Source organism: Catonella sp., assembly GCF_057250765.1.
Window position 1 is genome coordinate 74,418 of sequence record NZ_DBHIEC010000014.1, and the last position, 12,072, is coordinate 86,489.

Sequence of the window (12,072 nt, forward strand, 5' to 3'; positions counted from 1 at the left end):
AAATTTGCCTTACGGCACCGCTCGCGCACGAAGTGTGTGCGAGCACATACTTTTTTACTTGAATGATGTGGGTGTCAAAAGATAAAAAATTCTTGCACTTTAATACTCGTTGTGCTACAATCCCCTCTATCAAAAATTAATATTTATATACTATATAAGGAGGCAGTCATGAGTATAAGAATAGGAATACTAGGTTATGGTAATCTATCAAGAGGTGTAGAAAGTGCTATAGCGCAGAACCCTGATATGGAGCTTGTTGCCGTATTTACAAGAAGAAATCCGGAGAGCCTTAAGGTAAGGAGCGGTGTACCTGCTCTTAATGTATCTGAGCTTGAAAAGTATAAGGATAAGATTGATGTGCTTGTCTTAGGAGGAGGAAGTGCTACTGACCTTCCGGCTCAGACACCTGAGTATGTGAAGCTTTTCAATGTGGTGGACAGCTTTGATACCCACGCAAGGATACCTGAGCATTTTGAAAATGTTGATAAGGCTGCAAAAGCAGCAGGTAAGGTAGGAATCATCTCAGTGGGCTGGGATCCGGGTATGTTCTCCCTACTTAGAATGATATCCACCTCCGTACTCCCTGAGGGAGAAAACTACACCTTCTGGGGGAAGGGAGTGAGCCAGGGACATTCTGATGCCATAAGAAGGATAAAGGGAGTAAAGGATGCAAGGCAGTACACCATACCTGTAGAAGAAGCTGTAAACAGGGTAAGAAAGGGCGAGAATCCTACTCTTACTACCAGAGAGAAGCATACAAGAGAATGCTTTGTAGTAGTGGAGGAAGGTGCAGATAAGGCGGCTATTGAGAGCGAGATAGTAAACATGCCGAATTATTTTAGTGACTACGATACTACAGTTCATTTCATATCTGCTGAGGAGATGGAAAGAGACCACAAGGGACTGCCTCATGGCGGCTTCGTACTTAGAAGCGGTGTAACAGGCTTTGATAAAGAGAATAAGCACATCATTGAGTACAGCCTTAAGCTTGATTCCAATCCTGAGTTTACAGGCTCAGTTATAGTAGCTTATGCCAGGGCTGCATATAAGCTAAGCAAAGAGGGAGTAAGCGGCTGCAAGAGTGTATTTGACATTGCACCTGCATACCTCAGTCATCTTAGTGGCGAAGAGCTAAGAAAGACTATGCTGTAACCGGATATATTCATTACACGCATTTCCTAAAGATTAAAGAGAAATAACGTATATAATCCCCTGCAGGGTACAGGTCTGGATATCTGTACCGGCAGGGGATTTGACTAAGTACAGAGCGATATGTATATTCTGATATTATATATAATAATCAAATAATATACGCAATATTATACATTATAAACAATTAGTTTCTAATTAATTAAAAAATATTTTAAAATAGTGTTGACAAATAAAAACTAATGTGATATAGTGGAGACAACAAAGAAAGAAGCAAACATAACCGCTGATAAGAAAAGGTCAGCAAGTATAAAATATTAAAAAGATGGGTGGTGTTTCCAATGCACAGTTTAAGCAGAAGTATAAAGGAAATGGATAATGAAGTGAGTTTAGCTTAAGTTAGTTAAACATAGATTGAACAGAAACCATTTGCTTAGTGACATAATCGTAACTATTGAAATATGCGAAAGTGAGGTACAGTCCACCAGCAACATAAATGACGGCAACATGCGGATTACCGGATGATTAATAAAATCTATGAGATGGGCTCTCTGTAGTTGAGGGCTCATCTTTCTTTGTATATCACAATGAAAATAGGGATTTGCAAAAGCAAATCCCTAAAATATATCATTCTACAGGCAGCCCGTGTGCAAGCAGGTAATCACACCATGCAGCGTAGTCACTGCTGTTTAAGTGAAGTCCATCATTGGAATAGAGGCTGTCAAGATAGCCTTCATAGTCTGAAAATACGGAGAACACATCGAGGTATATAAGGCTTTTTCCGTCACATCTTGACTTTAAGAGCTCGTTTCTAGCCAGTACACTTGCATTGTTGTAGTGGTACGGGTCACCCAGTTCCTTATTCTTTGTAACTCCAAGTATAGACTGGATATAGATGACTGCATTAGGCTGTAATTCCTGTATCTGTCTGATTGCATCAAAGAACTGAGCCTCAAAGTCTTCGATAGGAACTATAGCCGCATCATTTACACCTATCATTATATAAATCTTCTTGTACTGTCTCTGAAGCAATGTCTGAGTAAGTGTAAGTCCGGTCTCTTCATCAAGAGCAGGATAAATGAAAAATGAATTGACACTTATGCCTGTCTTTGCAAAGTAGGAAGAGTTAGTGAAGCTTCCAAAGGCTCTAAGGCCTACTGTACGGCTGTCTCCGAGGAAGAGGGCATCATCAAAGTAGGAGATGTCCACAGGACCAAGCTCAGGCTCTCCTGTTACCGAGGAGGAAGTGGCTGGAGTGGGCGAGATTAAAGCAGATGACTTATCATTTTTACCATCCTCTTTTTTATCTTTTTTCTCATCATTTGTGTCTTCGGCCACATCCTGATTAAGTGATGCATTGATTATCTGATAAGCCTTAAATCCTACCAGGGCAATAAGCTCTAACAGAACGGTTATCAAAAGTGCAATTAGTATTACTTTTATTTTCTTTTTCATACGCTCTTTTTAGAATTTTCAATAAGCTCCTTACTATATTCCGGTTCAGCTCCGGTTTGGCTTTCATGATAAAGGGTTGCCTGATTACGTCCCTTTTTCTTTGAGGTATATAGCGCAATATCAGCCTTTTCAACCACCTTATTAAGTGGAAGCCCTGTTTCGATGGCGGCTATGCCGGCACTAAGGGTTATATGCATCCTCTTGCCTGTCTCAGTCTCAGCTAACTCCAAGGAGAGAGCTTTTATTTTCTCAAGAGGGTCAGTTACAGTGGAGAAGAACACACCTATGAACTCGTCTCCGCCCCACCTTCCTATGAATCCGTCGTGGTCGACACAGTCACCAAGTTTGTCGGAGAGGAAGGAGAGAGCCTCATCTCCTGCTGCGTGCCCTAAGGTGTCGTTGATAGTCTTAAAAAAGTCTATATCTATCAGGAAGAGGTGACCACCTTCAAGCAGATGCTGCTTCGAAAAGTATTCAAACCTCGCCATAAATGACTTGCGGTTCATAATCTTGGTAAGCTCGTCAAGGGTGGCAAGTGAGATAATCTGGTTGCGGTATTGCGATATAGTATTTATTATAACAGCAATCATCAGTAAAAGCAAAACTGCTAACATGGCAAGCTGTAGTGCGAGTTGGGTGATGCTTGCCCTTATTATCGAATCCCCGCTTCCGTATATTATCAGATACCAGTTAAAAGCCCCAAGATATCTGATTTCACAGAAATGCTTACTTGTTATTAAGCCCCCGTCGCTTATCCATTTTCTGGTGACGGCTCCATCTAAAGGAAGAGGCTTGGTTTCAATGTTTTGGAATATACCGCCCTCGTTAAATATATTGGAGCCCTTAGGAAGTGCAGAGTCTTTGGATATCACTATGTTACCTTCAAGGTCTGAAAAGGCAACTCCAACATTGTACTCGTTGCCGATTTCTACTATGCTTCTCTCAACTACTCCAAGATTGATATTCATGCCTATAGCACCAAGAGTTTTGCCATTCTTACCTGTTAGCTTGTACATAATGAGCAGGGATACATTGTCAGAGTCAGCGCTTGGCTTAAATGGATTGAGACTGAATTTGTACTGGAGATTAGAGTTTAAAAAGTCAAATATCCACCTATCCTCAGCATTTTGAGAGGACATCTTAAGGTTCACGCTGTCCTGATAGTATATCTTTTCGGTATTTTTTGAGGCATAAAAAAGAAAGTTATAGTTATTTCCTTCCTGATATGTCTTTAAGTAGTTGTAGAGCTTGTTTATATAATCTGAGTCGTTAGCGTGGTTTGTTTCCTTTTCAGCCCAGTCAATGACAAAGGAGTTTCCCGCCATTATCTTGGCAGCTGACACGGAGCTCATCATGCTTTCATCGATGTTGCTTATAAGGTTCATGGCTGACATATCAGTTACCTGTTCTACAAAAGCTCTGGTATTCTTAAAGCCTGACACTGTAAACATAATGGCGCTTGCCGCAAATGCTACAACGATAACAACACAGATAAGTATAATCTGTCTGGAAGAGTTCAATTTATTATTCATATATTCTCCTCTTTATGTATGCCGGCAGAAAACTCTGTCCGGCACACCAATCCACCCTCTATTTTGCCATATTTTAGAGGGAAAGTAAACATAAAAGTATTTTATGCTATATGATAAAGGCTTGCTACAGCCTCACCGCACAAAATTCTATATCATATATATCGGAGAAAATCTGCAATTAAATAAGAATAAAAAAGCACCAAGTCAAAGTGACTTAGTGCCTTTTATGGTAATTAAAATTTATTCCTGAGTAATAGCTCCTGTTGGGCAAGCTTCTTCGCAAGCACCACAGTCTATACAAGCAGAAGCGTCTACTTCATAATGCTCTGAACCTTCTGAAATACACTCAACAGGACATACAGAAGCGCAAGCTCCGCAATTGATGCACTCATCACTAATTACATGTGCCATGACATTACCTCCTTTAAAAATTATATAAGCAATTACAGTATACATTTTTTAAGAAGGTTTTACAAGTAAATTTTATCAAAAAAGTCAACAATTTGATAAAAAATCAGTTAATTTAGAAAATGAGTATTATTTTCAAAAATGAAATATCGAAGCTAAAGGCTAAATCTGGCCGTATTTCTCAAGTATCTGCTTGATTCTGTCAGTTGGGCTGAGAAGCTCGCTGATAGAAGCGTCATGGTTTAACTTATCTATGATGAGGGCAACATACTTGCTCATATCTGCACTTATATAATAAGGACGGCTGAGAAGTTCAGGGGTCTGGTATACAAGGTTTGTTGTGATGACCTTGTGAATGAGTCCGTCTTCGTAGGCCATATCAAACTTCTCCAGTCCGTCAGTAAAGAGGCCGAAGGTAGAGGCTACGAAGATTCTTCCTGCATTTCTCTTTTTAAGCTCACTTGCTACGTCTAGCATACTTTCGCCGGAAGAAATCATATCATCAACTATGATTACGTCTTTTCCGTCAAGCTTTCTTCCAAGATATTCGTGTGCCACTATAGGGTTCTTGCCATTTACTACTGTAGCATAGTCACGGCGTTTGTAGAACATACCTACGTCTACTCCGAGAACGCCTGCAAAGTATACTGCACGGTTCATAGCGCCCTCGTCAGGACTTATTATCATCATGTTATCAGCATTCATCTTGATGTCAGGCACGTTTTTAAGTATTGCCTTGATGAACTGGTAGGTAGGCATGATTGTATCAAAGTTGTTGAGAGGAATAGCATTCTGCACCCTTGGGTCGTGTGCATCAAAAGTGATTATACTGTCAACGCCCATGTGTATAAGCTCTTGCAGTGCTACCGCACAGTCAAGGGATTCTCTGCTGGAACGCTTATGCTGGCGGCCTTCATAGAGGAAAGGCATAATTACTGTTATTCTGTGAGCCTTGCCTGCACAAGCCTGAATCACGCGCTTAAGGTCCTGATAATGGTCATCAGGAGACATATGATTCTCGTGACCATACATGTTGTAAGTAATACTGTAGTTACATACGTCAACCAGAATGTAGATGTCAAGTCCTCTTACAGTGTTGTTTATAGCGCATTTTGCCTCTCCACTTCCAAAACGAGGGCAAACAGCATCAACATGGTAAGATTCTCTCCTATAGCCTGAAAAGGCAAGGGAGGAAGTATGTTCGTTGTCTCTTCCGTTTCTCCAGTCTACGATGTAGTCCTCAACGGCGCTGCCAAGCTTTGCGCAGCCTTTCAGTGAAACGATACCAAGAGGTCCCACGGGGATAGTCTCGATATAATCTTCTTTTGGCATTGTTCTTCTCCTTATCTAAAAGAAAAAATATAGGGTGTATGATTATCACCATTAGGTGGTTAATCCTTATAAAGCCATGCGGATGTCGGCTCCGGTAAGTTTTAGGAATTTATAATGTTTTATAAGCCTTGAGAATACTCTATCACTGTAATTTGCCTTTATATGAGCCGGACTAAGGTTTGAAGATATGATGGTTGGCTTATTGCTTAGAATCCGCTCATTTAAGCAGTCAAACAGCTTTGAATTGGTGAAGGTGTTTGCAAGCTCAGTCCCCATATCATCAAGTACAAGTAAATCACAGTCAAATATAGGCTCTACCTCTGGTATTTTCTCATTTTCATCGGCATCGCCTCTTCTAAAGGTATTCTTCTCAAATATGCTAAAAAATCTATACGCAGTCAAAAACACTACAGAGTGTCCGCTCTGTATAAGTGAATTGGCGAGTGCAGAGGTAAGGAAGGTCTTTCCCACTCCAACACCTCCGTAGATAACAAAGTTTCGTGAACAGCTATCATAGTCGTCTGCCATAGCCTTAAGCATGGTAAAGGCCGTGAGGGCATTTTCCCTGGATGAAGCCTCGGTATCGGAGTCATAATCATCAGGAGAGTAGTAGTCAGCCCTAAAGTCCTTAAAGTCTGCACTCTCATCGGCCATTAGGTATATACTCTGTCTGGTATGTGCAAGCCTCGCCGCTATAGCCTTAAAGCAGTCACATTTTACTCCGTCAACAAAGCCTGTATCCTTACAGAGGGGGCAGGTATATATCTGATTCAGATAAGCCTTATCAAAGCCTCCCGCTGTAAGCAGTTCTTCTTTCCTCTTAGCAAGCCGTGCCACCTTTTTATCAAGCTCACCTTTAGAGGAGGCATAGCTTTCATTTGAGAGAAAGAGTGCTTCCTTTGCAAGGTTAGCGAAGTCGGTTATGATTTCATCTTCAAGTTCTTTGATTTTGGGTATTTTTTCATATACCTCTTTTGTGCGGTTATGAAGAAGTTCGGCATTCTCATAGCGGATGCTGTCGTACTCGCGCATAACTGCTTCATAATCTGAGTTAGTAAGTCCCATAAAACCACCTTAATATTATAAAAAAATTGTCAATTATTCAAGTAAAAATCCCTACAATTATTGAGGATATTTATATTAAATTTATGCAATTATCCAAGATTGTCCTCTGGATAGCCAATGTATAGATTACTGCTATGCCTTTTTTAAGAGTTTTTTGGTTATGTCCGCCATCTCTTCCCCGCTGTAGCTTCTCTGCTCGAAGTTGTTGAAACGGTTGTTAAGAGGCTTTGGCGAGTTATCCATGACTACTTGTAGATTCTGCTTAGTCATATGGTGGTGCTTGTCATCCTCCGTGACGCCGTGAAGGTCTTTTATTCCCTTTGCAAGCCATTTCTTAAGCACACCGTCTGCATAGCTAAAGTTTGGTTTGTGAAGGGTTGAAATAGTACGGTCACAAGCTAGTGCCACCATTTCCTCTGACATCTTGTACTCGTGAAACCACCTGTCTATGTACTGCTTCTCAGAGACGCCTGGAAGCCTTGCAAGGCCAAAGGACTTCATCACAAGTGAGTTTTCCTTATTGAAGGTTTCAGCCTCATTCTTTGCAGCCTCAACCGTCTTAATGCTCTTCTCAGCCCAAGCGAGGGCAACCTTTTGGATATAACTGAATCTGTTTATTTCCTTGGTAAGACAGCAGTATTCATAGAGATAGCTTATAAGCTCAGCGCTAAAGCCTAGTTTTTCGTTGAGGTCGCAGATAAAGTCTATCTCGGAGCCTGATAAGGTCCTTCCTGCATACTTTCCTGCGGCCGCTATGACCTGCTTTAGATCAAAGTCACAGCCTGCCTCTTCCCCTTCTTCGTATGTGAATAAGGAGAGAGGATCTTTAGTACTTACGTATTCCGGATTTACTTCCTCTGTCTTTACTTCCTCTACCTTTATTTCTTCTGCTTTTGCCTCCTCTGTAGCAGGTGCCGCGGCAGAAACCTCATAGTCGGAAATAGACGGATCGGATATGCTTATTGAAGTAATGGTGTTCTTATCCGTTCTTGTAACCTTAAATACCCCCTGCTTCTCCCAATAATTGATGGAGCGGATTACATCTCTTTCGCTGTCATCAAGGAAGTCACAGGCATTACTTATGGAAAAGCTCCTGTGATTCTTGGAGTAATACATAAGATAAAGATAAAACCTTATATGTGAAGCATTGGCATCATTAATAAAACGCTCTATAAAAGCGTTTGAAATAATGGTTGCATTCGTATTTACCGTTACATTTAGATTGATTTCCGACATGATTTTTCTCCCTCTTTTGCTACTGTATAAGGAGTATATCACAAGATTATTTAAAATAAAATAGATGGGAAAATCAGGGGGATATAGGCAAAAAATGTGGATAATGTGGATACTTTTGTGGATTGCTTGTTAAAAAGATGTTTTTAGACAAAATGGATGTGGATAAGTATGTGTAAAAGAACAAGAAAAATCCACAGCAAAAAATTTTTTAAAGAAATTTTTGTTGTGGATAATGTGGATAAAAATCTAGCTAAGCATATTTTCTCCGACTTTTACTATATCTCCGGCACCCATAGTTATCAACAAATCACCGGGCTTTAAGGTGTGGATAAGAAAATTTTCAACTTCTTCAAAAGTTTTGAAAAAATAAGCCTCGTGTCCGTTCTCAGACATTATCTCCCTTATGTTGTCAGAGGAAATATCTCCGGGATTCTCCTCTCTGGCAGCATAAATCTCAGCAAATACCACTATGTCCGCCATAGAGAGTACATCTGCAAACTCGTGGAGGAAGGTCTTGGTTCTGGAGTATAGATGAGGCTGGAAGGCAACTACCAGACGGTTATGCTTAACCCTCTTAGCAGCCTCAAGCGTAGCCCTTATCTCTGTTGGGTGATGGGCATAGTCATCAACTATGGTGTAGCCGTCACGCTCTCCCTTGTACTGGAAGCGTCTCTCGGTTCCAGTGTAGTTCTTAAGACCCTCTTTAACCCTGTCAAGGGCTATTCCGTCTTTGTATATGGTTGAAGGCTCTAATGATGCGGCTATAACTGCAAGTGAGTTAAGTACATTGTGTTCACCTGTTACGGAAAGCTCGATAAGTCCCTTGTTTTCTCCTCTTACTATTAGCTCGTAGCGGGCAAAGCCAAACTCGTTGTAGGTAATATTTGCTGCGGTGTAATCAGGAGCCTTGCCATCTACAGAGCGTAAGCCGTACTGCACTACTCTGATGTTTTTATTTTGTATGAGGGCATTAAGGTCAGCTATCTCGTTATTGATAACTAAAAGCCCATTCTCAGGCAAGAGGTCAATGAACTTGGTGAAGGATAGTCTTTCATTTTCAAGTGTGCCAAAAAAGTCCAGATGCTCCGCCTCTACATTAAGGACTATGGCAGTTGTAGGAGTGAAGCTAAGGAAGCTGTTTGCGTACTCGCAGGCCTCCATAATGAAGTTCTCAGACTTTCCCAGCCTCATATTGCCGTGTATACCGCTTAATATGCCGCCTACGGATATTGTAGGGTCAAGGTCTGCCGCCAGATACACATAGGAGAGCATCGAGGTGGTGGTGGTCTTTCCGTGGGTACCTGCTACCGCCACAGCATTTTTATAGTGGCTCATAATCTGTCCGAGACAGTCAGCCCTGTCAAGCATAGGGATGCCAAGCTCCTTAACCCTTATAAATTCAGGATTGTCTTCGTGGATAGCGGCTGTATAGACAACAAGTCCAATGTCAGGGGTGATATTTTCTGAGGTCTGAGAGTAATATACCTTTATCCCAAGGCTTTCAAGCCTCTTTGTAACAGCTGATTCGTGTAAGTCTGAGCCCGATACCCTAAAGCCCTTGTCAAGGAAAAGCTCGGCTATACCGCTCATGCTTATACCGCCGATGCCTATGAAATGGACCGCTATAGAGTTGTTTTGTAAGTCTAATTTATACATGGTTCTACCTCTTTTATCTGTATTTGACCTTTTATCCTAACCTTTAATTCATGCCTTTATTATATCCGATATTTTTGTCATAGTATAGCATAAATGAATTTGGTTGGCAAAAAAATGTAAAGACTGAAAGATGGCTTTTAAATGACTATATAGTCATTTAAATAACAAGAAATGCCCTAAAAATGAAAAAAATTACTAAAAAATGGCACTAATCTCTATAATTAATGCATACATACGCTAATAGAAATTTTACTAAAAATCTGTTATAATTATACTTAAAATTAGAGGGGCTTATAAAATTAAATATTGTTTTTTGGTCGGACTCTGATTTGCAACTTAATCATCAGTGGCAGTTGGACTACACTGCCCGGGAGAGATAGGGGGTCATATGAATATTACAGACATCAGGATTAGAAAGGTTGCTAAGGAAGGCAAATTAAAAGCAGTAGCTTCCATAACAATTGACGGTGAGTTTGTGGTTCATGACATTAAGATTATTGACGGCGACAAAGGTCTGTTCATAGCTATGCCTAGCAGAAAGACCAACGATGGAGAATACCATGATATTGCTCACCCTATTAATTCGGAGACTAGAGAGAGATTGCAGAAGTCAATTGTAACAGAATATGAAAGCGGTAACTGGACAGAATTTCCTGTAAAGGAAGAGAACTAAGAGTCAGTACGAACATATTGAATAATATGTGATGGGAGGTCAGCAGACCTCTCATTTTTTAATTATACCCTGAATCCGTGAAGTTAAAAATCTAACTTTTACGAAAATGCCTAAGCTACCGTGGCTTATTAAAAGTTTTATATTTTATTACAATTTACCTGTAAGGTGAATTGCAATTTCACTAAAAACTCAACCATATGGATGTGACTATGAACCGTTCTCAGCACCAGATTAAGAATGGAGATACTATTCTTTTGCACTTCCCGACAGTATGGTACCTGTGGACATTGATGTTATGCCTTTGAAAATTCAAAGACATCGAAGCAGGGTGTTTCAAGAACCTATCAGGGTTTTGACGGCTATGCATCAATGATGGCAAGTCATATAACAAGCCATGCAGGGTTGCTTAATTAAGATTTATAGAGTAAAAGATAGAGGATATTGTATGTATCCCCTATCTTTATTTAGTTATGCCATATAATTATTTTTGTGCTACTTTCAATATTTTAGTCCCCAGAACTTACAATGTTTTTTTTATTAGATATTGCAAACTCACAACCTTTTACTAAATCATTTGCGAAGTTTTTAATTTCGTTTATCGAATAGGAAGATCCAAGTTTCTTAAACCAATCATTATTTTTTATTTTATTCAAGACATCTTTATTTTGCAACTTTTTTCCGAATTTGAGCAAATATTTAATATTTTCGGTTTTAATTAAAGTATCATCGTAAGGATCTATACTTATCCAAAAGTCTATTTCTTCATTTTCAAATAAATGCTTATTTTTGAAAATCACATATTCAAGCTCAGAATCTAAATTTGCGAAGATTTCAACCTTTTGTCGTGTTTTATATCTTATTTCAAGTTCTTTTAAACTATCTGCGAATATGTATTGCATTTTAATGTCCTTCCTTCTTATTACTAATGAAATTTTGTTTACATTGTTACTAAATAGTTAACTATGATTCAATATAATACATAAACATTGTTGGATTTTCAAATAGTGTAATGTAAAATATAAAAATTTTTTATCGCCTTATCAATGGCAATTTGTAACTTGTTTTTCTGAGAGTTATCCTTCTTAAATTCCATATGTTCCTTGTATGATTTACCGTTGGTTTTGTATTTGGTTTTAAAGATTTCTGGAATTTGTAAAGTTAAAAATCTAACTTTTACGAAGATGCCTAAGCTACCGAGGCTTACTAAAAGTTTTATATTCTATTACAATTCACTTGTGAGGTGAAGCAATTTCACCAAAAAACTTAACCATATTGATGTGACTATGAACCGTTCTCAGCACCAGATTCTAATTTGTCGAGTTATATGAATCAGCTAATTTGACGCAAAAACTGATAAATGTCCAGACTCGCTCCGGCATCCGCTTCGCTCCGCCTAACGCGCTCGCTTAGGCATTATCAGTTTTTGCTGTCATCTGTTATCTTACCACACAGTGACGCTCCGAATGATAACATTTCAGACTCGCTCCGGCATCCGCTTCGCTTCGCCTAACGCGCTCGCTTAGAATTTATCATTCGGAGCTGGCACCTTAAATTTATACAAATAAT

Annotated in this window: 10 protein-coding genes; 2 read left to right on the top strand and 8 right to left on the bottom strand. The window is 39.6% G+C overall.

Features of this window, described 5'->3' with window-relative positions; translation table 11 throughout:
• Positions 1–168 precede the first annotated feature (168 nt).
• Positions 169–1,152: a diaminopimelate dehydrogenase gene (locus tag ACO6HM_RS08600; protein ID WP_485390655.1), complete on the top strand. Its 984-nt coding sequence runs from the start codon at positions 169–171 to the stop codon at positions 1,150–1,152.
• Between the two features lie 624 nt (positions 1,153–1,776).
• On the opposite strand, the gene ACO6HM_RS08605 is transcribed toward ACO6HM_RS08600, so the two are convergent.
• The 7 genes from ACO6HM_RS08605 to murC all read right to left on the bottom strand — a co-directional run bounded on the left by ACO6HM_RS08605 (position 1,777) and on the right by murC (position 9,833).
• Positions 1,777–2,604, bottom strand: a complete 828-nt coding sequence (locus ACO6HM_RS08605; protein ID WP_485390656.1) for a GDSL-type esterase/lipase family protein — start codon at positions 2,602–2,604, stop codon at positions 1,777–1,779.
• Positions 2,601–4,136 (bottom strand): sensor domain-containing diguanylate cyclase, encoded by a 1,536-nt coding sequence (locus tag ACO6HM_RS08610; protein WP_485390657.1) that lies wholly within the window; start codon positions 4,134–4,136, stop codon positions 2,601–2,603. The genes ACO6HM_RS08605 and ACO6HM_RS08610 overlap by 4 nt, the downstream gene beginning before the upstream one ends.
• 240 nt (positions 4,137–4,376) lie before the next feature.
• A complete protein-coding gene (locus ACO6HM_RS08615; protein ID WP_208429877.1) occupies positions 4,377–4,547 on the bottom strand; it encodes a DUF362 domain-containing protein in 171 nt (56 codons plus the stop codon).
• A gap of 159 nt (positions 4,548–4,706) precedes the next feature.
• Entirely contained in the window at positions 4,707–5,876 is a 1,170-nt protein-coding gene (locus tag ACO6HM_RS08620; protein WP_485390658.1) for a ribose-phosphate pyrophosphokinase, read from the bottom strand.
• A 66-nt stretch (positions 5,877–5,942) separates the two neighbouring features.
• The gene (locus ACO6HM_RS08625; protein ID WP_485390659.1) at positions 5,943–6,941 is read right to left on the bottom strand and encodes an ATP-binding protein; all 999 of its coding nucleotides are present in this window, start codon (positions 6,939–6,941) and stop codon (positions 5,943–5,945) included.
• A 132-nt stretch (positions 6,942–7,073) separates the two neighbouring features.
• Complete coding sequence (locus tag ACO6HM_RS08630) at positions 7,074–8,177, bottom strand: DnaD domain protein (protein WP_485390660.1); 1,104 nt, start codon at positions 8,175–8,177, stop codon at positions 7,074–7,076.
• Positions 8,178–8,423: 246 nt separating this feature from the next.
• A complete protein-coding gene (murC, locus tag ACO6HM_RS08635; RefSeq protein WP_485390661.1) occupies positions 8,424–9,833 on the bottom strand; it encodes a UDP-N-acetylmuramate--L-alanine ligase in 1,410 nt (469 codons plus the stop codon).
• A gap of 388 nt (positions 9,834–10,221) precedes the next feature.
• Here murC and spoVG point away from each other — a divergent pair, with 388 nt between their 5' ends.
• Complete coding sequence (gene spoVG, locus ACO6HM_RS08640; protein ID WP_485374078.1) at positions 10,222–10,506, top strand: septation regulator SpoVG; 285 nt, start codon at positions 10,222–10,224, stop codon at positions 10,504–10,506.
• Between the two features lie 506 nt (positions 10,507–11,012).
• Here spoVG and ACO6HM_RS08645 read toward each other — a convergent pair.
• Entirely contained in the window at positions 11,013–11,405 is a 393-nt protein-coding gene (locus ACO6HM_RS08645) for a hypothetical protein (protein ID WP_485390662.1), read from the bottom strand.
• Positions 11,406–12,072: the final 667 nt, after the last annotated feature.